The organism is Winogradskya consettensis, assembly GCF_018332715.1.
Taxonomy (GTDB): Bacteria; Actinomycetota; Actinomycetes; order Mycobacteriales; family Micromonosporaceae; genus Actinoplanes; species Actinoplanes consettensis.
In genome coordinates this window covers 1-22,767 of sequence record NZ_BOQP01000004.1, presented here as the reverse complement: position 1 = coordinate 22,767, position 22,767 = coordinate 1, and the positions used below count along the sequence as shown (strand labels likewise).

The 22,767-nt window shown below is 68.5% G+C and carries 19 protein-coding genes; 9 read left to right on the top strand and 10 right to left on the bottom strand.

What is annotated here, in order from left to right; all coding sequences use genetic code 11:
* Positions 1–37 precede the first annotated feature (37 nt).
* Entirely contained in the window at positions 38–268 is a 231-nt protein-coding gene (locus Aco04nite_RS03895; protein ID WP_212995779.1) for a hypothetical protein, read from the top strand.
* 54 nt (positions 269–322) lie between these two features.
* Here the strand turns inward: Aco04nite_RS03895 and Aco04nite_RS03890 are convergent, their stop codons facing one another.
* Positions 323–1,081 (bottom strand): dihydrofolate reductase family protein, encoded by a 759-nt coding sequence (locus Aco04nite_RS03890; RefSeq protein ID WP_212995778.1) that lies wholly within the window; start codon positions 1,079–1,081, stop codon positions 323–325.
* Between the two features lie 394 nt (positions 1,082–1,475).
* Between Aco04nite_RS03890 and Aco04nite_RS03885 the strand changes: the two genes are divergently transcribed.
* The 3 genes from Aco04nite_RS03885 (at position 1,476) to Aco04nite_RS03875 (ending at position 5,485) form a co-directional block, all read left to right on the top strand.
* Positions 1,476–2,834 carry a cation:proton antiporter gene (locus tag Aco04nite_RS03885; RefSeq protein ID WP_212995777.1) on the top strand — a complete coding sequence of 453 codons (1,359 nt, stop codon included), beginning with the start codon at positions 1,476–1,478 and terminating at the stop codon, positions 2,832–2,834.
* A complete protein-coding gene (locus tag Aco04nite_RS03880) occupies positions 2,831–3,892 on the top strand; it encodes a glucose-1-phosphate thymidylyltransferase (protein WP_212995776.1) in 1,062 nt (353 codons plus the stop codon). Before Aco04nite_RS03885 ends, Aco04nite_RS03880 begins: the two co-directional genes overlap by 4 nt.
* 291 nt (positions 3,893–4,183) lie before the next feature.
* Positions 4,184–5,485, top strand: a complete 1,302-nt coding sequence (locus Aco04nite_RS03875) for an NAD(P)/FAD-dependent oxidoreductase (protein ID WP_212996013.1) — start codon at positions 4,184–4,186, stop codon at positions 5,483–5,485.
* Between the two features lie 153 nt (positions 5,486–5,638).
* On the opposite strand, the gene Aco04nite_RS03870 is transcribed toward Aco04nite_RS03875, so the two are convergent.
* A complete protein-coding gene (locus tag Aco04nite_RS03870) occupies positions 5,639–6,862 on the bottom strand; it encodes a cytochrome P450 family protein (protein ID WP_212995775.1) in 1,224 nt (407 codons plus the stop codon).
* A gap of 218 nt (positions 6,863–7,080) precedes the next feature.
* On the opposite strand from Aco04nite_RS03870, the gene Aco04nite_RS03865 reads away from it, so the two are divergent.
* Both Aco04nite_RS03865 and Aco04nite_RS03860 read left to right on the top strand, forming a co-directional pair.
* The gene (locus Aco04nite_RS03865; RefSeq protein ID WP_212995774.1) at positions 7,081–7,746 is read left to right on the top strand and encodes an O-methyltransferase; all 666 of its coding nucleotides are present in this window, start codon (positions 7,081–7,083) and stop codon (positions 7,744–7,746) included.
* Positions 7,747–7,789: 43 nt separating this feature from the next.
* Positions 7,790–9,310, top strand: coding sequence for a 4-hydroxyphenylacetate 3-hydroxylase family protein (locus Aco04nite_RS03860; protein ID WP_244875727.1), 1,521 nt, complete (start codon positions 7,790–7,792; stop codon positions 9,308–9,310).
* Positions 9,311–9,360: 50 nt separating this feature from the next.
* On the opposite strand, the gene Aco04nite_RS03855 is transcribed toward Aco04nite_RS03860, so the two are convergent.
* The 6 genes from Aco04nite_RS03855 to hppD all read right to left on the bottom strand — a co-directional run bounded on the left by Aco04nite_RS03855 (position 9,361) and on the right by hppD (position 15,838).
* On the bottom strand, positions 9,361–10,053 hold the full coding sequence (locus tag Aco04nite_RS03855) for an aspartate/glutamate racemase family protein (RefSeq protein ID WP_212995773.1): 693 nt from the start codon (positions 10,051–10,053) through the stop codon (positions 9,361–9,363).
* Complete coding sequence (locus tag Aco04nite_RS03850) at positions 10,050–11,429, bottom strand: FAD-binding oxidoreductase (RefSeq protein ID WP_212996011.1); 1,380 nt, start codon at positions 11,427–11,429, stop codon at positions 10,050–10,052. The genes Aco04nite_RS03855 and Aco04nite_RS03850 overlap by 4 nt, the downstream gene beginning before the upstream one ends.
* Before the next feature lie 86 nt (positions 11,430–11,515).
* The gene (locus Aco04nite_RS03845; protein WP_212995772.1) at positions 11,516–12,361 is read right to left on the bottom strand and encodes a class I SAM-dependent methyltransferase; all 846 of its coding nucleotides are present in this window, start codon (positions 12,359–12,361) and stop codon (positions 11,516–11,518) included.
* A 259-nt stretch (positions 12,362–12,620) separates the two neighbouring features.
* Positions 12,621–13,403 carry an SDR family NAD(P)-dependent oxidoreductase gene (locus tag Aco04nite_RS03840; protein ID WP_212995771.1) on the bottom strand — a complete coding sequence of 261 codons (783 nt, stop codon included), beginning with the start codon at positions 13,401–13,403 and terminating at the stop codon, positions 12,621–12,623.
* 180 nt (positions 13,404–13,583) lie between these two features.
* Positions 13,584–14,714, bottom strand: a complete 1,131-nt coding sequence (locus tag Aco04nite_RS03835; RefSeq protein WP_244875726.1) for a glycoside hydrolase family 113 protein — start codon at positions 14,712–14,714, stop codon at positions 13,584–13,586.
* 47 nt (positions 14,715–14,761) lie between these two features.
* Complete coding sequence (hppD, locus tag Aco04nite_RS03830; protein WP_212995770.1) at positions 14,762–15,838, bottom strand: 4-hydroxyphenylpyruvate dioxygenase; 1,077 nt, start codon at positions 15,836–15,838, stop codon at positions 14,762–14,764.
* Positions 15,839–15,994: 156 nt separating this feature from the next.
* On the opposite strand from hppD, the gene Aco04nite_RS03825 reads away from it, so the two are divergent.
* Both Aco04nite_RS03825 and Aco04nite_RS03820 read left to right on the top strand, forming a co-directional pair.
* Entirely contained in the window at positions 15,995–16,747 is a 753-nt protein-coding gene (locus Aco04nite_RS03825) for an SDR family NAD(P)-dependent oxidoreductase (protein ID WP_212995769.1), read from the top strand.
* A 6-nt stretch (positions 16,748–16,753) separates the two neighbouring features.
* Positions 16,754–17,980 (top strand): class I SAM-dependent methyltransferase, encoded by a 1,227-nt coding sequence (locus tag Aco04nite_RS03820; protein WP_244875725.1) that lies wholly within the window; start codon positions 16,754–16,756, stop codon positions 17,978–17,980.
* Between the two features lie 69 nt (positions 17,981–18,049).
* Here the strand turns inward: Aco04nite_RS03820 and Aco04nite_RS03815 are convergent, their stop codons facing one another.
* Together Aco04nite_RS03815 and Aco04nite_RS03810 are read right to left on the bottom strand one after the other, a co-directional pair.
* On the bottom strand, positions 18,050–19,114 hold the full coding sequence (locus Aco04nite_RS03815; RefSeq protein ID WP_280519303.1) for an RNA polymerase subunit sigma-70: 1,065 nt from the start codon (positions 19,112–19,114) through the stop codon (positions 18,050–18,052).
* A 218-nt stretch (positions 19,115–19,332) separates the two neighbouring features.
* Positions 19,333–20,910, bottom strand: coding sequence for an MFS transporter (locus Aco04nite_RS03810; protein ID WP_212995768.1), 1,578 nt, complete (start codon positions 20,908–20,910; stop codon positions 19,333–19,335).
* 232 nt (positions 20,911–21,142) lie between these two features.
* Between Aco04nite_RS03810 and Aco04nite_RS03805 the strand changes: the two genes are divergently transcribed.
* Positions 21,143–22,657, top strand: coding sequence for a nucleotide disphospho-sugar-binding domain-containing protein (locus Aco04nite_RS03805; RefSeq protein ID WP_212995767.1), 1,515 nt, complete (start codon positions 21,143–21,145; stop codon positions 22,655–22,657).
* The last annotated feature ends 110 nt before the right edge of the window (positions 22,658–22,767 follow it).

Sequence of the window (22,767 nt, the reverse complement as noted above, 5' to 3'; positions counted from 1 at the left end):
GAGGTGGTGAAGCGCCGGCTTCGGGACGGGGACGGTCGTGAACGAGGACGTGCGCCGCGAAACCGACGGGATCGTCCGGGCGCTGTTCGCGGTGCGGATGATGACGGGCATCCCCACCACGCCCGACCCGCTGATGGACGCCCTGGTGGCATTGGAGGCGGCCCGTACGGCCCGTGATCACGCGGACAGGCTGGTGAATCTCGTCGCCCGGGCGGCCGTGGACCGCGGAGCCTCGCTGGAGGCGCTCGGTCCGGTGCTCGAGCTGTGACGACGACGCGCGGACAGGCCGGCCGCCCCCGGTGACCCAGGGGCGGCCGTGAGGTCACTGAGGGGTACGGATCCGGTCGTACGCCACCCGGAGCGCTCCGCTCTCGGTGGTCTTGACGTCCGAAGACAGGCGCCAGTGGGAAGCCGGGAGCCCCTCCTCGAGCAGGGCCGCTCCGCCGCCGACGATTTCGGGGCACAGCAGGATGTTGAGGCGGTCCAGCTCGTCGGCCTCGAGCAGGGCCCGGATCACGCTGCTGCTCGCCAGCACCACGATGTCACCGCCGTCCTGCCGGCGGAGCTCCTTGACGACCTCGGGCGGGTCGACGTTGACGATGCGGGCGTTGGTCCAGTCGGTCTCCTTGACGGAGCTGGAGAAGACGACCTTCTCGACGGCGTTGAGCCATCTGCTGAAGTCCCGGTCGCGGGGGTCTGCGTTCTCGTCGTCGGCGACTCCCGGCCAGTACGAGCCGAAACCCTGGAAGTTCTTGCGACCCAGCAACACCGTGGTGGCCGGTCCGGTGAGCGCCGCGAGATGCTCGTGGGCGCCGTCGGTGACGGCGTGCGGGACGATCCAGCCCATGTCGTAGTCGCCGCCGCGGCCATTGGACCGCCCGTCCATCGACAGGGTGATGTTGCCGACGACGGTCCGGCGGGGTTTCGCCGCGGCCTTGGTTGCCTTGGTTGCCTTGGTTGCCTTAGTTGCCTTGGTTGCTTTAGTTGCTTTGGTTGCCTTGGTTGCCTTGGTTGCCTTGGCCGCTTTGGCGGGCGGGGGTGCGGACTTGGCGGCTCGGCTCGCGCGTGGTGTGGCGACCATGAGATTTTCCTCCACGGATGACGAAATCGGACGTGATCACGTGCCGCCATCCAGGCGATGCGGCTACGCCGGGCGGCGTGCACTGAAGCTCAGTTCGGCGGAAACGGGCATGACGACGCCCGCATGAGGTCGATCTTATGATGCGCACAGCGATCAGTCGACAGCAGACGGTGCTTAATCCGCAGTCGTCGCATCCCCATGCCGCACAGCGGAAGACGACGGCGGTCAGGACCGGCGGCAGGCTGGGTCTCACACCATCACGATCACGGAGTCATCCGCCGCACCGCGTTGGCGTATGCCCCAGCCGGCACGAGGAGTCGGATATGGAAAGCGCATTCTTTTCTCCTGTCGGACCAGGGATCAGGCCTGTCCGCGTACCTTCCGGTCGTGCGGTATGACCCCGGTGGCACCGATCCCCGCCGGCGCGCTGACGGATCTGCTCGTCGGGCTCAGCGTCCTGCTGCTGCTCGCCCTCGTGCTGGGCCGGCTCGCGCAGCGTCTCGGCCTGCCGGCCGTCGTCGGCGAGCTGCTCACCGGTGTGGTGCTCGGCCCGTCGCTGCTCGGGCTGGTCCTGCCCGATGTCGCGGGCGTGCTGCTGCCCACCGATCCCGAGGCCATGCATCTCATCGATGCCGTCGGTCAGGTCGGCGTCCTGCTCCTGGTCGGGATCACGGGTACCCACCTCGACATGGCCGTGCTGCGCCGCCGCCGCCGGGCCGCCGTGACGGTGAGCCTGTTCGGCCTTCTGGTCCCCTTGGCCCTCGGGGTGGCGCTCGGCTTCGTCGTGGCGTCGCGGGGCTGGCAGCCAGGCGGAAGCCCCACCTGGGTCTTCGCGTTGTTCCTGGGCGTGGCCATGGCTGTCACCGCGCTGCCCGTGATCGCCAAGACGCTCGCCGACATGCGTCTGCTGCACCGCAACATCGGCCAGCTCACCCTGGCAGCCGGCACCGTCGACGATGCCGTCGGCTGGTTCCTGCTCTCCATCGTCGCGGCGGCCGCAACCACCGGGGTGAGTGCCGGCGGGGTCTCCTTCGCCGTCGTGGCCCTCGTCGGCTTCGTGGTGATAGCCGCTGTGCTGGGCCGTCCCGTCGTGCGCGGCGTGATGCGCCGGGCGGCTGCCCTGCCCGGAGCGGGGCCCAGCGTGGCGACGGCGGTGGTCATCATCCTGCTGGGCGCGGTGACCACCCACGCCCTCGGCATGGAGCCGGTGTTCGGTGCGTTCGTCGCCGGCCTGCTGGTCGGCGTGCCGGGCGGAGCGGACCAGGTGAAGCTGGCTCCGCTGCGGACCGTGGTACTGGCCGTCCTGGCGCCGATCTTCCTGGCCACGGCCGGCCTGCGGGTAGATCTCGGGGCGCTGGCCCAGCCGCGGGTCGCGGTCATGGCGGCCGTCGTGCTGGCCGTCGCGATCGGGGGGAAGTTCATCGGTGCCTACCTGGGAGCGCGTCTCAGCCGGCTGACCCGGTGGGAGGGGCTCGCGCTCGGGGCGGGGATGAACGCCCGGGGTGTCGTCGAGGTGATCGTCGCCATGACGGGCCTGCGGCTCGGCGTGCTCGACGTGGCCACCTACACCACCGTCGTCCTCGTCGCGATCGTCACCTCCGTGATGGCCCCGCCGATCCTGCGGGCCGCGATGCGCCGGGTGGCGCACACCGACGAGGAAGAACTACGTGAGCTGGAGCATCGGGCCTGGGGTGCGGTGACCCCTGCCACGTCCGCCGAGGGCCGGGCTGGCGCCGGGGAGGACAACCGATGAAGGCTCTGGTGCTGTCCGGTGGAACCGGCTCCCGGATGCGGCCGCTCAGCCACTCCATGCCCAAGCAGCTGATCCCGGTCGCCGGGCGGCCCGTGCTGGAACACGTCCTGGCCCGGGTCCGTGAGCTCGGGGTCCACGAGGTCGGCATCGTCGTGGGTGAGCACGCCGGGCAGATCCGCGAGGCGATCGGGGACGGGACCCGGCTGGGTCTGAGCATCACCTACATAGCCCAGGACCAGCCGCGTGGGCTGGGGCACACCGTGCAGGTGGCGCGGCAGTTCCTCGGATCGGACGACTTCGTCATGTATCTCGGTGACAACATCCTCGGCAACGACGTCACCGGCGTCGCGGACGAGTTCCGGCGTACCCGGGTGGCCGCACAGCTGCTGGTCCGCAAGGTCGGCGACCCGCGTTCCTTCGGGGTGGCCGACGTCGGCCCGGGCGGCCGGGTGCGCGGGCTCGCCGAGAAGCCGGACCTGCCGGTGAGCGATCTCGCCGTGGTGGGGGTCTACTTCCTCACCGCGGCCATCCACGCGGCCATCGACGCGGTCCCGGTGAGCCGCCGTGGCGAGCTGGAGCTCACGGACGCGCTGCAGTGGCTGGTGGACTCCGGTGTGCCGGTGCACGCGAGTGAGTACGAGGGCTATTGGAAGGACGTGGGCAGGATCGGCGATCTGCTGGACTGCAACAGCCACATGCTCGGCGTCATGCGGGGATCGGTGGCGGGCTATGTGGATCCGGCGAGCAGCGTCGGCCCGCACGTGACCATCGAGCCGGGCGCGAAGGTTCTCCGCTCGCACGTGCGCGGGCCCTCGTTCATCGGGGCGAACACCGTCGTCGAGGACAGCGTCATCGGGCCGCACACCTCGGTGGGCGCCGACTGTCTCCTGCGCTCCGCGCACATCACGGATTCCATCGTCATGCAGGGCGCGCAGATCGTCGACACGGCCGGACTCACCCGGTCACTTGTCGGCCGGCGCGCGGTGATCGGGCGCAACGAGTCGGGGCCCGGGCAGCAGCTGATCGTCGGCGACGACGCCAGAATCAGTTTTCTCTGACCATGCCCGGCACCGTGTAATCGCTTTCCGGTGCGGGCACGCGTAATCGGCAACGACGAAGTTGCCGTCTTTTCGTAACGGATGGAATCCTGCATTTGCGGGACACATTTTGATGAATTCCGGGGATGCCCGGAATGGGCCTCAGGAGAGGATATCGATGCCTCGCATCCATTGCCGGGCCATAGGTCGCGGGTCCGGGAAAATTGTTCTCGTCCAGAATTCAGGGAGCTGAAAACCGTGGGTGTCAAAGTAGGAAAACGCGCGGTGGTGCTCGGTGGGAGCGTCACGGGGATGTTCGCGGTCAGTCCGCTTGCCGAAGCGTACGACGAGGTCGTGATCGTGGACCGCGACGAGCTGATCGGCGTCCGTGAGGCCCGGCGTGGCTCGCCCCAGGCACGGCACATCAACGGTCTGCTGGCGGCCGGCGCCCGGGCCATGGAGGACCTGTTCCCGGAGATCACGTCCGAGATGGTCGCCGCGGGCTGTCCGCTGACCGACCTGGCGGGGACCGTACGCTGGTACTTCAACGGGGTGCAGCTGCGCCAGACCAGGGCGGGACTCACCAACGTGGCGGCGCGGCGCCCGGTGATGGAGGTCCACCTGCGCGAGCGGCTGCAGGCGATGGACAACGTCCGGTTCATGGAGCGTTACGACATCACGGGTCTGCTCACCACCCCGGACAACACCCAGGTCGTCGGGGTCAAGGTGCAGGCTCACGAGAAGGGCAGCGCCGAGGAGGAGCTCGAGGCGGATCTGGTGGTCGACGCCTCGGGGCGTGGCTCGCGGACGCCGCTGTGGCTGGAGGCGATGGGCTTCACGCGCGTCGCCGAAGAGGGCACCAAGATGGGTCTGGGCTACGCGTCGCGCCACTACCGGCTGCGCTCGGACCCGTTCGGCAAGGACCACTCGATCATCTGTGTCGCCTCGCCCGAGTCTCCGCGCGGTGCCATCTTCACCAAGACCGACAGTGGCACCGTCGAGCTCACCACCTACGGCATCCTCGGGGATCATCCGCCGACCGATCCGGAGGGTTTCAACAGCTTCGTCAAGTCCCTGGCGGTCCCCGAGATCTACGAGGCCATCGTGGACGCCGAACCCCTCAACGACCCGGTCCTGTTCCGCTTCCCGACCACCATGCGACGCCGCTTCGAACAGCTGCCCCGGTTCCCGGAGGGGCTGATCGTCATGGGCGACGCGGTGTGTACCCCCAACCCGGTCTTCGCCCAGGCCCAGACGCTGTCCGCGCTGCAGGCACTCGCGTTGCGCGCTCAGCTGCGCAGCGGGAAGGCTGTGGACTCCACGGCGTTCATGGCGACTGTCGGGAGCATCATCGACCCGGCGTGGGACATGACCGAGGGGATCAACCTCAGTTACCCCGGCGTCGAGGGGCATCGCACCCGTAAGCTTCTGCTGATGCACGCGTACATGAAGGCCCTGCAGACGGCGGCCTCCCGGGACTCGAGCATCACTGAGGCGTTCATGCGTACCGCCGGGCTGGTCGACCCACCCTCAGCCCTGATGCGCCCCGGACTGCTCTGGAAGGTGCTGCGTGACGCGCGGAGGAACCGCCGGCCCGCGGACGCGCTCGCCTAGGGTGCCCGGCACGCCTCCGGATCCGCGCCCGCGTTCGGCGAGGATCCGGAGGCTTCTCGCTGTCCCGGTTCGCGGGGAGCACGACGGAGAGGTCGCTGCCGCGGTGCGGCAACGACCTCGGGGCCGTTCAGTGCCGGTGCGCCCGGATTCCGGTCAGACCGGTGCCGTGGCGGTGAACGTCACCGGCAGGACCGACAGCCGGTGCACGAGGAAGCTGGGCTTCCAGACCAGGTCCTTGTCGGCGACGGCCAGGGCGAGATCCGGCAGCCGGCGCAGCAGGGTCTCGAAGAAGACCTCGCCCTCGAGCCGCGCCAGGGGCGCTCCGAGGCAGAAGTGCACGCCGTGGCTGAAACTCAGGTGCGGGCCGGACTTCCGGCGGATGTCGAAGAGCTCGGGGTCCGGAAACTGGCCGGCGTCGTAATTCGCCGCCGTCAGGGAGACCGCCACGTGCTCACCCGGCTGGATCTGCACATCGCCGATGGTGAGATGGTCGGTGGCGAAGTGGTACATCACCGTCATGACCGGGGCGTCGATCCGCAGGATCTCCTCGATCGCCCCGCCGAGCAGGGTGGGGTCCGCGCGCAGCAGTTCGATCGACTCGGGATTGCGCAGCAGCGCGAGCGTGCCGTTGGAGATCATGTTGACGGCGGTCTCCACCGACCCGATCAGCATCAGGAAGATGTTGGACCGCAGCTCGAGGTCGCTCAGGTTGTCGTTCTCCCGCTGCGAGAGCAGCATCGCCGAGATCATGTCGTCGCCGGGTTCGGCCCGGCGTTCCGCGAGGATCCTGGTGAGGTACTCGTCGAACCACTGACTCGCGTCGGCCAGGTCGCTGTCGCCCACCGACACCGTCAGGCCGGTGATCACACCGCAGTGCTTGACGAACTCCTTGCGGTCCTCGCGGGGGATGTCGAACCAGTCGCAGATCACGGCGTTGGGCAACGGCAGCGCCAGGGATTCGAGCACATCGGCGTGGCCGAGCCCGGCAATGGCGTCGAACAGCTCGTCGGTGATCTTCTGCACCTGGGGTCGCAGCGTCTCCATCCGGCGTGGGGTGAAGGCCTGGGAGACGACCTGCTTCATCCGGGTGTGGTCCGGGCGATCGTTGAACACCATGGAGTGCGGGAAGAAGCCGTCGTTGTAGATGCCTTCCAGGTACGGGCGCAGCTTGGGCGCGGCCGCGCTGCCCTTACGCACGAGGCGCGGATCGGCGAGCGCTTTACGACCCTCGCTGTAGCCGGTGACGAGCCACGCGGGCATGCCGTCGGGCAGGGTGACCCGGTGGATCGGCCGGGTCGTGCCCAGCTTCGCCAGCAGCACCCGCGGATCGTCGAAATGCGTGGCGTCCAGGTCCACCACGTCGCTGTCCTGACTCATCGCAACTCCCTGTGCAGTTTGCTGACAACGGGCATGAATCGATTCTTGGAGGTGCCGGCCGTACGTGCGTCTTCCTGAGTGCGGGCATGGCCAGGGACCGGGTGATCGCAGCGCACGAGCAGAGGTGCGGCCGCCACCGTGCTCCACGAAGGTGGAGATTGACGGCGGCGTGGTGTGCCGCCCCTGGTGGCGCCCGGTAAGGCACTGATGGAGGCCGTATGAGCACTTTCCGGCGGGACGCGGCGCTGAGCGATTACATCGTGCGGTCGTGCACGCCGCCCGACCCGGTCGTGGCGAGCCTGGTCGAGCACACCGAGAAGGCCGGCGAGCTGTTCGAGATGATGACGCCGGTCGAACAGGCGGGGTTTCTCACGCTGCTCTCGCACTGCATGTCCCCGCGCCTGGTGATCGACGTGGGGACCTTCACCGGCCTGTCGGCGTTGTCGTTCGCCCGGGGCCTCGCACCGGGCGGGCGGGTGATCACCTGTGACGTCACGCAGGAGTGGATCGGCACCGCCGTCGAGCACTGGAAACAGGCGGGGATGGACGACCGGATCGAGTTCCGGCTCGGACCGGCGTGGAAGACGCTGGGCAGTCTCGCCGGCGGGGCGCAGGCGGACATCATCTTCATCGACGCCGACAAGATGAGCTATCCGCGCTACTACCAGGCGGCCGTGCCGTTGCTGCGCTCCGGCGGTGTCCTGATCCTCGACAACGTCCTGCTGAAAGGCACTGTTCTGCGACCGGAGGACGTCGAGGACGAGATGCCCCGGATGGCGGCCGAGACCATGCGCGGGGTCAACGCGATGCTCGCCGCCGACCATCGCCTGCAGACCGTCATGTTGCCGATCGCGGACGGCGTCACCGTCGCCCGTAAGAAATGACGCTCTCTCGCTGTGAGCCGCCGTACCCCTGGGGAGAACCATCGTGACCGATCAGCGCCCACCGACCCGGCCCTACACCGGCGACGAGTACGTGGAGAGCCTGCGCGACGGCCGTGAGATCTACATCTACGGCGAGCGGGTGAAGGACGTCACGGAGCACGCGGCGTTCCGCAACCCCATCCGCATGACCGCCCGCCTCTACGATTCGCTGCACGCCCCCGAGACGCACGACATCCTGACCGCGCCCACCGACACCGGGTCAGCGGGCTACACGCATCGTTTCTTCACCACACCGCACAGCGTGGAGGACTTGGTCGCCGATCAGCGGGCGATCGCCACCTGGGCCCGGATGACGTACGGATTCATGGGCCGCAGCCCCGATTACAAAGCGTCGTTCCTGGGGACCCTCGGTGCCAATGCCGAGTTCTACGCGCCGTTCGCCGACAACGCCCGCCGGTGGTACCGGGAGTCGCAGGAGAAGGTTCTGTACTGGAACCACGCGCTCGTCCACCCTCCCGTCGACCGCAGCCGACCCGCAGACGAGGTCGCGGACGTCTTCGTCCACGTCGAGCGGGAGACCGACGCCGGCGTGATCGTCAGCGGTGCCAAGATGGTCGCCACCGGCTCGGCACTGACGCACTACAACTTCATCGCCCACTACGGGCTGCCCATCAAGGAGCGCAAGTTCGCGCTCGTCGCCACGATTCCCATGGACGCGCCGGGAATGAAGCTCATCTGCCGGCCGTCGTACACCGCGGCGACGGCGTCCGCGAGCCCCTTCGACTACCCCCTGTCCTCCCGGCTGGACGAGAACGACACGATGCTCGTGCTGGACAATGTCCTGATCCCGTGGGAGAACGTATTCATCTATGGCGATGTCGGCAAGGTGCAGGTCTTCACCGGTGAGTCCGGCTTCATCGAACGCTCGACGTTCCACGGCTGCACCCGGCTGGCGGTGAAGCTCGAGTTCATCGCCGGCCTGCTGGCCAAAGCCCTCGACATCACCGGGACGAGCTCGTTCCGGGGGGTGCAGTCGCGGCTCGGAGAGGTCCTGGCGTGGCGCAACCTGTTCTGGGGGCTCTCCGACGCGGCGGCACGCAACCCGGTCGCCTGGCGCAACGACGCCCTGCTGCCCAATCTCGACTACGGGCAGGCCTACCGGTGGTTCATGCAGATCGGCTACCCGCGCATCAAGGAAATCATCATGCAGGACGTCGCCGGAGCGCTGATCTACGTGAACTCCAGCGCCGCGGACTTCGCCAACCCCGCCACCCGCCCCTATCTCGACAAATACGTGCGGGGCTCCGGCGGGATCGACGCGGTCGAGCGGGTCAAGGTGATGAAACTGCTCTGGGACGCGATCGGTACGGAGTTCGGCGGCCGCCACGAGCTGTACGAGCGCAACTACGCCGGGAACCATGAGAACACCCGCACCGAACTGCTGTTCGGGCAGGCGGGCTCGGGGCAGCTCGACGGCTACCGGGCGTTCGTCGACACCTGCCTCAACGAGTACGACCTCGACGGCTGGACCGTACCGGACCTGTCCCGGCTCGACGGTTCCTGAAGGCGCGGCACATCGGGGCGGGTCTCACGGGAGACCCGCCCCGACGCGTATCAGTCGAGGACGCCGGCGAAAACGCCGCTGCGCCCGCAGGTCAGATCGACCAGCCTGCTGCCCACGTCGATGATCGGCACGGTACAGGCCTGCTGAGCCAGCGGTAGGACCGAGGTGAAGTGCGTACACGCGAATACGACGGCGTCGAAGCCTTCGTCCTGCGCCAGCCGCAACATCGCCGGCATCGACGACCGGGTGAACGCTGCCTCTGCGTCCCGGGTCTCGATCAGGCGGACGAGCGCCGGGTCGGACACCCCCAGGACCCGCCGGTCGCCGCCGCCACGCATGACGGCGCGTTCGAAGCCCACCGTGGCCTGTCCGTTGCCCGTGATGACCATGATGTTCGTGAGCTCGGGCGGCAGGGCACGATAGATGTCGAGCGGGGAGATCACGTCCACCGCTGAGGTCCAGCCGGCCGTCTCGATGTCCACCACGGCCGCCAGGGAATTGCAGAACAGCATCACGGTGTTCGTACCCTGCGCCCCGATGGCGTCCAGTTCGGTGCGGAAAGCGCCGTTGAGGGCTCCGGAACCGAGATACTGCAGCGCGTCCTGCTCGTCGGGGGACGACGCCATCGGATACGCCGAGGCGGACACCCCCATCCGGGCGAGCAGGTCACAACCGAGTCGGGCGTCGTACGGCGTACCCGCGATGACGGCCACCCGCGCGGGCGCCGGGATGTCGAGGTTCATGGTCCGGCTCTTCTCTGTCGGGGAGTCATGCCGTTCTCTCCTGGCGGCGGTGCCAGGGCCTTGCCCGGGTTGAGGATCCCGGCCGGATCCAGTGCGTGTTTGACGGCCCATTGCAGGCGTACGCCCACCGGGCCGAGCTCGTGTGCCAGCCACCCGGTCTTGAGCATGCCGATGCCGTGCTCGCCGGTGCAGGTCCCGCCCAGGGCGAGGCTCAGCCGCACGATCTCGTCAAACGCCACGCGGCCCGCGTCCACACTGGCCGGGTCCGCGCGGTTGATCACGATGTTCGGGTGCAGGTTGCCGTCCCCGGCGTGGCCGACCTGGGACACGAGCACCCCCTGGGCGGTGGCGATCGCAGCGATGCCGGTCATCAGCTCGACCAGGCGGCCACGAGGGACAGCCACGTCGTCGACGATGACGCCGCCGTCGCCCCCGGGGAACATGCTGATCGCCCACTGCTGCATCGCCTGGTGGGCCATCCGGCGTGCGCCGAACAGCATCTCGGCCTCGGCGGCATCCGTGGCGGTGTGAACCTCGCCGGCGCCGGCCGCCCGGCACAGCCGGGCGATCGCCGCGGCTGCCGCACGGCCGTCCGGGCCGGTGTCTACCGCGGCGAGCAGCAGCGCTTCCGCGGTGGTGTCGAGCCCCATCGGCCGGTAGTTCTCGACGGCGCGCAGCACGTTGCGGTCGAGGAGTTCGAGCAGACTGGGTGTCATGCCGGCCGCGATGATCGCTGCCACCGCGTTGCCGGCGCCGGCGATCGAGGCGAACGAGGCGACGACCGTACGGGACTCACCGGGCGGCGGGCGCAGCCGTACGGTGATCTCGGTGATGATGCCGAGAGTGCCCTCGGAACCGGTGAACAGGCTGGTGAGGTCGTACCCGGCAACACCTTTGGCCGTGCGCCGCCCGCAGCGCAGGATTTCCCCGTCGGCGAGGACGACCTCGAGGCCGAGAACGTACTCACCGGTCACCCCGTACTTGACGCAGCACATGCCGCCCGCGTTGGTGGCCACGTTGCCACCGATCGTGGAGATCTGCCACGACCCGGGATCCGGGGGATAGACGAGGCCGTGCTGGGCGGCTGTCTCCCGCAGCGTCGCGGTGATCACGCCGGGCTGGACGACCGCTGTGCGCTCCGCCGCGTCGACGGCGATGATCCGGTCCATCGCCGTCAGGGAGATGACGATCGCCCCGTCGACAGCATTGGCCGCCCCGGTCAGCCCCGACCGGGCGCCCTGCGGGACCACCGGCAGGCCGTGCGCGGCGGCGACCCGGACCGCGGCCGCCACCTCCCGGGTCGTGTGGGCCCGCACCACGGCCAGCGGGGTGCCGTGCCCGCACAGAAAGGCCTCGTCGCGCAGGTAGGGCGCCATCAGATCGGTGGTGCGAAGGACCCGCCCCGCAACCGGTATCGCCGCCTGTAGCTCGGCGAGGGCATCGACTGCCGTATCCACCCGGATCAGGCTGCGGAGGCGGGTACGACCGGTTTGCGGGCGGTCACGACGGCGTATCCCATCGCCTTCGGGTCACCGCCGAACATCGCCTTGTACCCCTGTTTGAGGCTCGCCACGGCGTCGGGGCCGAACTCCTGCGTCAGGGTGTCGTGCAGTTCGTTGGCCCGGTCGAGGTAGCGCAGCCCGAGCCCGTACACCCGCGGCCCGCACTGGGTGTACTCCTCCACGGCGAAGCCCGCGTCCTCCAGGGCCCGTACCCATTCGTGGGTGGTGAGCAGCTGGTTCGGCCGGAACACGTCGGGCATGGACGCGACCGGCTCCCCCGTGGGGCCGACGGCCCGGGTGCACTCCGAGAGGGCGACCCGCCCGCCGGGCCGCAGCACCCGGTGGAATTCGCGCAGGGCGGCCGGCAGGTCGGTGGCGTGCGTCAGGGACTCGATCGCCATGACGGCGTCGAACGTCCCGTCGGCGAAGGGCATCTTCTCGTAGTTGCCGTGCTGGAACCTGACCTGTCCGACGAGATCGTTGTCGTGCACCCGTTTCTCGGCGACGGCGGCCTCGACCCGGCTGACGGTGATCCCGGTGACCTGGACGCCGGTCTCCCTGGCCACCATCACCCCGGGCGCGCCTACGCCGCAGCCGGCGTCCAAGAGGTGCTCGCCGCGGCGCAGCCCGAGGGCATCGGTCACCTTGCGGGTCAGCCGGAGGCCCGCCGTCACGGCGTCGGCGTCGTCGTCCGGTCCGTACCAGTAGGCCAGGTGCTCCTGACCCTCGTTGAACACCTCCGACATGCGGGTCATGCTGTCGTACAGTTCGCCGATCTGCTCCGGCGCCGTTGTTGTGTTTTCCATGGCGTCCTCACCTCATGACATCCGCGGCCGGCCGAATACATTCGCGTTCATCTTTCATGAGGGCTTTGCCGAGGGCACCTTGAGAAATGCGGCCGGAACCGTCGCGGCGTGCAGCACAACGGAAGATGCCGGCACCGGAGCCGGGGAGCAGAATGGTGTCAGGCGATAACGACGGACGCGATGTCCCCGGATGTGCCGCCGGGGCCACGAGACATGCCTCTCGTGGCCCTGGCATGGCATTCAGCGGTGGAGCGCTGACTCAGCTGGTGAACATCTGGGTGGCGTTGACGAAGCAGCCGGTCACCGAGCGTGACTTGTCCGAGGCGAGGAACACCGCGAGATTCGCGATGTCGGTCAGCGACGGGGACTTCTTGGTGAGCCGGAGGCTGTCGAGGTGGCCCAGGATGCCCTGGAGCGCGTTCTCGTCGAGCTGCATCTCGCTGTTGACGGCGTTGATGGCCTCGAGCGTCATCGTCTCCGGGATGCCCGCCGCCCAGATGCCGACGACGCGTACGCCGCTGCCGCCGACCTCCATGGCCAGGTTGCGGACGTAGGTGTCGATCGCCGCGTCGGCCGGCCCGGTGCTGCCCATCATCGGGCTGCCGTGCGCGGAGCCGCTGTTGAACGCGAGGATGACGCCGGAGCCCTGCTCGCTCATGTGCCGGGCGGCCGCCTTGCAGGTGATGAACGTCGTGGTGACGCCCGTGGTGATCGCGCGGGTGAAGTCGGCGGTCGCCATGTTCGCCAGCGGTACACCCTGCATGTCGCCACGCTTGACCAGGTTCAGGGAGATGTGCAGGCCACCGTCGTCGGCGACCGACTGCGCGTGTTCGTCGACGGCGTCCTCGTCGAGGGCGTCGACGACCGCGGTCTCCGCGCGGCCGCCCAGTTCGGCGATCTCCTTGGCCAGTTTGTCGAGCTTCTCCTGGGTACGTCCGGTGAGGAAGACCCGGGCACCTTCCTGAGCGAACGCCTTGGCGACGCCGGTACCGACCGCTCCACCGGCCCCGTAGATGATGGCGTTCTTGTTCTCGAGCAGCATGGGTGTTTCCTCCGCGATTGCACGTCCCGGGCGCCGGGTGGCGCCCAGGTCGAGTGTTGAGACGACGGCCGCCGGCAAAACTCATCGGTCGATCACCCGTTGGTGTCGGGATACTGCCCGGATCACGATTGCGGCCCCGCCACGGGGGACGTGGCGGGGCCTGGCAATGCTGGGGTACGCCTAGCGGGTTGCCTGCAACGACCGCTTCTGGGCGTCGGCGTAGTACTCCGCGATGGCGTGGAACGCCTTCTTCGGCTCCCAGCGGTAGGGCGAGGCCCAGTCGGTGAACGTGTCCCGCATCGTCCTCGTCAGCGCCCAGCTCGCGATGTCCAGGTCGTACCGGGGATCGGGGGAGTGCGGGTGCGTGGGGTGGATGAACTCCGCCACTGCGACACTGTGGATGCCCAACTCCTCGAACATCCGCAGCATCCGCCGGTGGAAGTCCGCCTGCGCCTCCTCGTCCCGGACGTAGCCGTCGAAGATCACGGCGGGTTGCCGGGTGCGGTCCGCCACGTCGAACGCGAGCAGGCCGCGCTGCGCGGCGCCGGCGTATGCAGGGCTGCCGTATTCCGAGATGACGACCGGCTTGCCCCACTTTTGGTACGCGTTCAGTTCCTGCGCGTAACCGTCGCGGGTTTCGTGCACAGAGTAGTAATAGGTGAGCCCGATGTAGTCGAGAAGATTCCAGTCGACGTCCTCGAACGGACCGGCCGAATAGATGAGGCCACCACCGAAATTCTGCCGCGCGACCGCGGCGGCCTTGCGCAGGAAATCGTCGAGATTGTTGCGGGCATCCGCCGGGCTGAATTTGCCGGTGGGCTTGAAGAAATGGTGGCCGCTCTGGTCGGCGTACAGATTCCCCATGCGTTCGTGGTACTGCTCGCCGGGCACGATTCCCGGGGTCTGCACCGTGTGCACGCATCCGATGCTGTAGTGGATGTCGGCACCCTGACGCCGGAACGACTCGGCGAGACGGGCGCCTTCGGCCAGGTGCTCGAGAACCTCCGACTGTGGTCTGTCCACGAGCCGCGGCTGCAGCCAGACATGCAGGCCGAGGTCGACGGCCTCGGCGACCGTCTCGTTCATCCGGTCGAAGTCCGTGCCGAAGATGGTGATCGAGTTACAGTTCAGCCCGTTCCTGATGGCATCGGTCTCCTCCTTCATCCGATGCGTGCTCCAGACCGCCCGCGAGATGGGTCCCTGACCGGTGGCGAAGTTGCAGCCCGTGTCGTAGGACACGCCCCGGTAGACAAAACCACTGTGCGGGGTACGCGCCCCGCCGGTGCCTTCCTCGCCCATGATGTCTGACACGTTGCCTGCCTTCCTGATAGCTGGTCGCCCGGACTCGTTGCCCTTACTCACCGGCCGGCATGGTCGCTGTCCCGCTGCCGGTCGACCGCCTTGTAGAGCGCCGCGATATTGCCGCCGCCGAAGGTCTGCGCGCCGAGCCGCTCGATGATCTCCAGGAAGAGGGTTCCCCGGGGGTGTGTGGACCTGGCGAAGATCTGGAAGAGCTGCCCGTCGTGATCCTGGTCGGCCAGGATGTTCAACTCCTGCAGCCGGTGCGTGGAGTAGCGGCCCAGGGTGAGCCGGTCCGCGAGCATCGAGTAGTAGGCGGCCGGGGTGGGCAGGAACTCCATGCCCGCCGCGTCCATCGACGTGATCGAGTCGACGATGTTGTCGGTCGACAGCGCGATGTGCTGCACGCCCGGCCCGCCGTGGGCCTTGAGGAACTCGTCGATCTGCCCCGCGTCCTTCGACGCGTCGGGCTGGATCAGCGTCAGGGTCACCGAGGCCGAGGCGCTCTGCACGGCCACGGTCTCAATGGCCTGGTTGCCCACCACGATGCGTTCGCTGAACACGTTGTTGAAGGCCAGGACGTCCTCGTAGAAGCGCACCGTCGCGTCCAGCTGTCCCGGCTCCACACACACTGCGAAGTGGTCGACGGCGATCAGGCGCGAGCCGGCGGGGTCGCTGGTTGCGACGTCCGCGCCGCTGTCCGGGTCCCGTTGCACGAACGTGTGGGTGACGTCGCCGAAGCCCTTGATGGTCGCGGTGCAGATGCCCGAGTTCCAGGCCGGCTGGCTGACCGGTGCGGCTCCACGCCGCAGCGCCTCCTCGAACGCGGTGGTCGCGTCGTTGACCCGCAGCGCGATGTCGGCCACGCCGTCGCCGTGCTGGGCCAGGTAGGCGGTTCCCGGGTGGTCGTCGGTCAGCGGTTGCGCCAGGACCAGGCGGATCCGGGCGTGTCCCAGTGCCGCGCTGCGTACCTCGGGGTCCGTCGCGGGGTCCACGTGTGCGTCAGGGTAGACACGCAGGCCCACGCGGCTGGTGTACCACGCGATGCTCTCCGCGAGGTCGTCGACGTACAACTTGATGTGATCGACACTCAGGTCCGCGAAAGCCTGATCTGCTGGTGCTGAGGCATTGGCCATGACTGTTCTCCGGCTGTGAGCTGATGGGGCGGAGCGCCGATTCAGCATCGTGGCCGCCGTCGCGGGGCCGCATCCTCTGGAATGCGACGCGGGCGGCCCCCGGGTGCCGCATTCCCGGAGGTGCGCACCGGCGGCTGCGGTTGCCACGCTGCCCTCATGACGCGACTCGACAGCAAAACCTTCCTGGTCACCGGTGGCGGAAGCGGCATGGGCCTCGCCACCGCCCGGCGACTGCTGGACTCTGGGGCCAACGTGGTGCTCGCCGGACGCAGCGAGTCCCGGCTCGAGACGGCGGCCAAGGATCTCAACGGTGGTGACCGGGTGCTGACGGTGGCCACCGACGTGGCGTCGCTCGGCGCGCTCGACGCGTTGATCGGGGCGACCCGTGAGCGCTTCAACCACCTCGACGGCGTTTTCGCGAACGCCGGCACCGCAGCCTTCTCCCGCAGCGCGGACGTCAGCGAGGCTGACTTCGACACCGTCGTCGGCGTCAACTTCAAGGGGGTGTACTTCACGGTGGCGAAGGCGTTGCCGATCCTGGTCGACGGCGGGTCCGTGGTGCTCAACGGGTCCTGGCTCACCCACCGGGGCATGGGCTTCACGTCGCTGTACGCCGCCACGAAGGCCGCCGTGGTGAATCTGGCGCGAACGCTTGCCGCCGACCTCGCCGACCGCAGGATCCGGGTGAACGTGGTCAGCCCCGGCTACGTGGTCACCGACATGTTCAACGCCATCTCGGACACCGAGGAGGCCCGCGAGTTCTGCCGTCAGCAGGTGGTGCTGGGTCGCCTCGGCCAGCCCGCGGACATCGCCGACGCGGTGGCGTTCCTGCTGTCGGATCAGGCTTCGTACATCACCGGACAGGAGATCGTGGTCGACGGTGGCCTGACGACCTCCATCCCGATGTGATCCCCGATGACAACGCCCACCGCGTGCCGTATGTGCCGGGGAACGGTCATCGAGGTCCTTGATCTCGGCCCGCAGCCGTCCGCCAACGCGTTCCTGGCGCCCGGCTCCGCGGACCTCGAAATGGTGTACCGGCTGGCCGCAGGCATCTGCGAGTCGTGCACCCTGCTGCAGCTGATCGACGACACCCCTCCCGACCTGCGATACTCCGACACCTACCGGTACGAGGCCTCGGGCTCGGCCGGGGCGCGACGCCACTTCGCCCAGGTGGCCGAGCGGCTCCTGGCCACCGAGCTGACCGGCGCCGACCCGTTCATCGTCGAGATCGGGTGCAACGACGGCGTACTGCTGGACCACTTCGCGCGGGCCGGCGTACGCCATCTCGGTGTGGAGCCGTCCAAGGGCGTTGCGGAGCTCGCCATGGCGAAGGGCGTCAACGTCACGACCGAGTTCTTCGGCACGAGCACCGCCGTGGACATCAGGGAGCGGTTCGGGCGCGCCGACGTCGTCTTCGGTGCCAACACGATCTGCAGCATCACGGACATCGCCGACCTGATGCGAGGGGTGGACACCCTGCTCAGCGACGACGGTGTCTTCGTGTTCGAGGAGCCCTACGCCGACACCATCGTCCGCAAACGTGCGTTCGACCAGATCTACGACGAGCATGTCTTCTACTTCTCCGTACGTTCCGTCCAGGAGATGGCCCACCGGTTCGGGTTCGAGCTGGTCGACGCGGAGCAGATCCAGCAGCACGGCGGGGAGATCCGCTACACCCTCGCCCGCCCCGGCACCCGCACTTTGTCACCGATGGTGGGTATGCTGCTGTTCCGGGAGGCCGAGGCCGGACTCGCCGATCCGGTCGCGCTGCGGGCGTGGGCCGCCGACGTGCAGAACACACGTACGCGGCTGGTCGCACTGCTGGAGAACATTCGCGCCGAGGGCCACCGCGTCGTGGGCTACGGCGCGCCGGCCAAGGCCACGACGATGACGAATTTCTGCGGCATCGGACCCGACCTGCTGCCCTTCATCTGTGACTCGACGCCGGGCAAACAGGGACGCCTCACGCCCGGCTCCCACATCCCGGTACGGCCGAGGGACGCGTTCGCCGGCGACTACCCGCAGTACGCATTGCTGTTCGCGTGGAACCACGCCGCCGAGATCATGGCCAAGGAGCAGGAATTCTCCGAGCAGGGCGGCAAGTGGATCGTCTATGTCCCCGGAGTGCGTGTCATCTGAGCGTTACCGCGAGGGTCTTACCGGGCCGTCCATTGTCGCCGCCGCGCGACGATGGACGGCCATGAGCGTTCACCCGTCGGTGCGGCCGGCCACGATCGGCTCGCTGGAGTACGCCGGTGCGGTGTTCTGCTCGTCCAGCACCGCAGGCAGCCCGAGTGCCGGGAAGATGCCGTCGCCGAATGCGGTGATCTCCGCGATCATTCCGGCCTGGAGGCGCAGCACATTGACCACCTGGGCGCGGAACGCGTCATCCCCGGGCGCTCGCAGATATTGCGCTACGGCGAGCTGGGTGTTCGCCCGGGTCGGCACGCAGCGCCATTCGCCGACGTAGCCGGGGGACTCCGGGTCCAGCGACACACGCATCCCGCCGATGAAGGACTCCCTGCCGACGAACCAGATGGGGTGCGGCGGCATGGTGACGCGCACGTCCTCGGCTACCAGCTCGGTCATGGCCTCGGCGATGGCGTCGGCGTCAGACCACTCCATGACCTGCATGTACCGCTGGAGGAGCCGGCGTTCGGCGACCGTCGGATCCTCGGTGGGACGCCACTCCTCCCGCCTCGGCGGGAGATGTTTCTTCAAGGTCAGTCGGGCGCGCTGCAACGCGCTGTTGACCGCCGGCACGCTGACATCGAGCACGTCGGCGATGTCACCGGCGGGATAGCCCAGGACGTCGCGCAGGATCAGCACCGCGCGTTGTCGTGGCGGCAGGTGCTGGATGGCGACCAGGAACGCCAGCTCGATGGTCTCCTTGGCGACGGCCGCGGCATCCGGCTCGGCGTTGCTCGGCGCGGCGAGGCTCAGCAGGCGGTCGGGGTACGGCTGCAGCCAGCTGAGGTGTGGCGGAGCCTGCCCGGCACCCGCGGCCCGTCCCTCGATCGAATGGGACTGCGGTTTGCGCGAGTGGTGAGCGAGGAAGTCGAGGCACGCATTCGTGGCTATCCGGTACAACCAGGCGCGTGCGCTCGAACGTCCCTCGAATGTGTCCCGTTTGTTCCAGGCCCGCAGAAAGGTCTCCTGGACGAGGTCTTCCGAATCGTCGAACGATCCCAGCATGCGGTAACAATGAACCTGAAGTTCGTAACGGTGGTTCTCCGTCAATTGCGCGAACACCGGCTCGTCAAAGTCCTGCACAGCACCGTCTCGTTCTCGGTAACGATGATCAATTCACGAACTCCACCGCTCTGGCGATGTCATGCTGATCGTGCCTGGGTGTGGCCACGGTAGCACGATGCGATGACCTGGCATTTGTCGTGGAATGCCGTCGAGGCGTCCCACCGCGGGTGCGGCAGAACGCCTCGATCGTGGACTGACCGGTGTCGGCCCCGATGCGCACAACGGCGCTGGATTCCTCAGGCGGGAGTGTCCACGGCGGCCGCGGCCTCCGCGGGCTCGGTCATCGGCGGCTTTGCCGAACCGGTCGGTTCGACGTGGCGAAGGCCGAAGTACGACACCGCGGCCATTCCCGCGTAGAGCACGATCGCGCAGATGGCGACGACGTGCAGCCCGCTCGTGAAAGCGTCGCGTGCGGACTCGAGCAGGGTGGTGCCGGCCGCGCCGGGGATGTCACCCGCGGTGAAGACGGCGCCCGCGATGCCGCTGCGGGCGGCCTCCGCCTGCGCCGGGTCCACCCCGGCCGGGATCGTGAGGTCCGAGCGGTAGGCGGCGGTCGCCACGACACCGAGCACGGCCACGCCGAGCGCCGCGCCGAGCTCTCCGGCGGTCGACGACACGGCCCCCGCGGAACCGGCCTTCTCCGGTGGGGTCGACGACATGACCAGGAAACTGTTCATCATGCCGACCGGACTGCCACCGACATAGACGAGTACCAGGCCGGTCATCAGCGCCCACATGCCACCGTGGGTGTCCACCGTGCTCAGCACGATGAGGCCGACGATGGCGATCGCCGAGCCGGTCACGAGGATGTAGGCGGGGCGGATCTTCTGGGCCAGTGCCAGGGCGACGTTACCCAGGATGATCATCGCGAACGACGGTCCGATGAGCCACAGGGCGACATGGAACGGCGAGATGTCCCGGACCAGCTGCATGAACAGCGAGGCGGTGAGTCCGACGCCACCCATGACGATGGCGATGAGCAGGCCCAGCGCCACGCCGGAGCTCAGCGACCGGATGCGGAACAGGCTCAGGTCCAGCAGCGGGCTCGCCGCGGTGCGCTGGCGCATGACGAAGCCGGCGGCGATGATGAGGCCGGCCAGGATGGTCAGGATGGAGACAACCCCCCAGCCGTCGCGCCCCGCGTCCTTGATGCCATAGATGACCAGGGTGATGGCCGCCAGCGAGAGCGCGACGCTGAACAGGTCGAGCCGACCGGCATGCGGGTTGCGGAATTCCGGCAGCAGGATCGGGCCGAGGATCAGCAGCAGTGCCATGATCGGGATGGCGATCAGGAAGATGGAGCCCCACCAGAACGAGCCGAGCAGCAGGCCGCCGACGATGGGGCCACCGATCAGGCCGAGCATGACCGAGGAGCCCCATGCGCCCATGGCACCGGCCATCTCCTTGGGGTCGGGGAACATCGCCGCGATCAGCGCCAGGACCGACGGCATGATGGTGGCGCCGGCGATGCCGATCAAGGCGCGGGCGAAGATGAGGGTGCCCGTGGACGTCGCGAACGCGGCCAGCAGCGACGCGACGATGAAGAGGGCGGCGCCGGCGAGCAGGACCTTGCGCCGTCCCAGGCGGTCGCCCAGGGTCCCCATCGTGATCAGGAATCCGGCGATGAAGAACCCGTAGATGTCGGCGATCCACAGCTGCTGGATGCTGCTGGAGCCGAGATCCTCGGCGATCCGCGGGAGCGCCAGAATCGTGATGTTGATGTCCACCGTTGCCAGCATCGTGGGCAGGCAGAGCACAAGCAGCCCCACCCATTGCCGCCATGTGGCCTTGGCGGGTGTTTCCACTGTGGTCATATTCGTCCCTCGTCTCCGCGTCTTGTACCACCGCGCCGTCGCACGCGGCTTGGTATAGAGACGACGGCGGCGCCGGAAACTCATCTCTTCCTGGCGGCTGGATTCTGTGAACCCCCTGACCGTTCCGCGGCAGAGCATCCAGTGAGGTGCCCGCCGGATTCCCGGCGGGCGACGATGCACAGGATCGCCGGGACGACACCTGCCAGAAGCCCCGGCCGCGAAGGGAGATTCGATGCGTGTCCTGTTCACGATCTACCCCAACTCGCTCGCCCACCTGTACGGCGCGGTGCCGCTCGCGTGGGCGATGCAGAGCGCCGGCCACGAGGTCCGGGTAGCGGCGCATCACAGCTCGGCCGAGCAGATCATGACCACCGGCCTGACGCCGGTGGCCCTGGGGGACCCCGACGGGCCGCCCATCCGGCTCACCGACGACGGCGACCCGCCGCGCGACTCGTTCGAGGTCGAGCGGTACGCGCGGGCAATGGGCCTGACGGGCAAGGAACGCGAACGGTGGATCACGTTCTACCAGTACCTGACCGTGCCGCTGTCGGACTACGTAAGGGTGGATCGGCAGGAGGCCGCGGATCTGGTCGACTTCGCGCGCTCCTGGAAACCCGACCTGGTCCTGTGGGACGTCACCACGCCCTACGCGGCCGTGGCCGCCCGCGCGTGCGGTGCCGCCCAGGCACGGCTCGCGAACGGGGAGGACGTGCTGGCCTTCTCCCTGCAGAAGCTGGCGGAGAACGCCGAAGCCGTCAAGGCCGCCGGACTGGACGGGAATCCGCTGGCCACCCTGCTCCGGCCGCTGGCCGAACGCTACGGGATGGAGGTCGACGACGAGATGCTCGTCGGTCAGTGGACCGTCAACGCGATGCCGGAGGGACTGAGCCTGCCGAGCCCGCAGACCCGCGTCCACATGCGGCACATCCCGTACGCCGGCGCCGAGGTCTTCCCGAAGTGGCTGCACACGAAGCCGGAGCGGCCGCGGGTGGCGATGTCGCTGGGCGAGTCGACTCGCCGGTTCATCGTCGGCGACTGGGACCGCACCCCGAAGATCATGAAGGCGCTCGACGGTCTGGACCTCGATGTCGTCGCCACGCTCAACGCGGTCCAGCTCGACGGCGTCGAGAAGGTGCCGGACAACGTCCGCACGGTCGACTGGGTGAACCTGACCCACCTGATGCCGACCAGTTCGGCACTGATCCACCACGGCGGCATCGGCACGTTCTCCGCTGCCGCTGCCGCCAAGGTGCCGCAGCTGGTCTGCGACATCGAGGAGGAGTCGCTGCTGCTCAAACTCGTCGAGCAGGAACCGGGGACCATCACGCCGGGCAGCTATCACCAGGGCATCGAGCTCGGCATCCGGGAGGAGACCGTCTCGACGGCGGCACCGGTGCAGTGGGAGCTGCCGGCGAAGAAGCTCGAAGCCGGACCGGTCTCCGACTACATCATCGCCAAGGGCGCCGGCGCCCGGCTCGACCACCGGGCCCTGTCCATCGACGAGATGCGCGATCTGATCATGCGCGTGGCGACCGAGGACTTCTACCGTCAGGGTGCGGCCGCGGTGTACGAGCAGTGGCGGGCCACGCCCAGCCCCAGCGACATCGTGCCCGTGCTGGAACGCATGACCGCCGACTACCGGCAGGGCGGCAATCTGGCGCTGCGCGGAGCACGCTCGCTGGCGACCTCCCTCGACCGGCACCGCAAGGAGATCGACAGCGTGCTGGCCACGCTCTACACCAGGTAGCGAGGCCCGCCCGGTCAGCCGGGCGGACACGGTAGGGCGCGTCCCGCGCGGGACGCGCCCTACCGGTGCGTCCGGTCCCACCCTGAGCCGATGAGGTCCTTGACGCGGCC

What these genes read in the sequence shown, in the direction of transcription:
- Aco04nite_RS03890 (WP_212995778.1), bottom strand. Translation starts at nt 1,081, where the DNA reads ATGGTCGCCACACCACGCGCGAGCCGAGCCGCCAAGTCCGCACCCCCG.
- Aco04nite_RS03885 (WP_212995777.1), top strand. Translation starts at nt 1,476, where the DNA reads ATGACCCCGGTGGCACCGATCCCCGCCGGCGCGCTGACGGATCTGCTC.
- Aco04nite_RS03880 (WP_212995776.1), top strand. Translation starts at nt 2,831, where the DNA reads ATGAAGGCTCTGGTGCTGTCCGGTGGAACCGGCTCCCGGATGCGGCCG.
- Aco04nite_RS03875 (WP_212996013.1), top strand. Translation starts at nt 4,184, where the DNA reads ATGTTCGCGGTCAGTCCGCTTGCCGAAGCGTACGACGAGGTCGTGATC.
- Aco04nite_RS03870 (WP_212995775.1), bottom strand. Translation starts at nt 6,862, where the DNA reads ATGAGTCAGGACAGCGACGTGGTGGACCTGGACGCCACGCATTTCGAC.
- Aco04nite_RS03865 (WP_212995774.1), top strand. Translation starts at nt 7,081, where the DNA reads ATGAGCACTTTCCGGCGGGACGCGGCGCTGAGCGATTACATCGTGCGG.
- Aco04nite_RS03855 (WP_212995773.1), bottom strand. Translation starts at nt 10,053, where the DNA reads ATGAACCTCGACATCCCGGCGCCCGCGCGGGTGGCCGTCATCGCGGGT.
- Aco04nite_RS03850 (WP_212996011.1), bottom strand. Translation starts at nt 11,429, where the DNA reads ATGGCGCCCTACCTGCGCGACGAGGCCTTTCTGTGCGGGCACGGCACC.
- Aco04nite_RS03845 (WP_212995772.1), bottom strand. Translation starts at nt 12,361, where the DNA reads ATGGAAAACACAACAACGGCGCCGGAGCAGATCGGCGAACTGTACGAC.
- Aco04nite_RS03840 (WP_212995771.1), bottom strand. Translation starts at nt 13,403, where the DNA reads ATGCTGCTCGAGAACAAGAACGCCATCATCTACGGGGCCGGTGGAGCG.
- hppD (WP_212995770.1), bottom strand. Translation starts at nt 15,838, where the DNA reads ATGGCCAATGCCTCAGCACCAGCAGATCAGGCTTTCGCGGACCTGAGT.
- Aco04nite_RS03825 (WP_212995769.1), top strand. Translation starts at nt 15,995, where the DNA reads ATGACGCGACTCGACAGCAAAACCTTCCTGGTCACCGGTGGCGGAAGC.
- Aco04nite_RS03820 (WP_244875725.1), top strand. Translation starts at nt 16,754, where the DNA reads ATGACAACGCCCACCGCGTGCCGTATGTGCCGGGGAACGGTCATCGAG.
- Aco04nite_RS03810 (WP_212995768.1), bottom strand. Translation starts at nt 20,910, where the DNA reads ATGACCACAGTGGAAACACCCGCCAAGGCCACATGGCGGCAATGGGTG.
- Aco04nite_RS03805 (WP_212995767.1), top strand. Translation starts at nt 21,143, where the DNA reads ATGCGTGTCCTGTTCACGATCTACCCCAACTCGCTCGCCCACCTGTAC.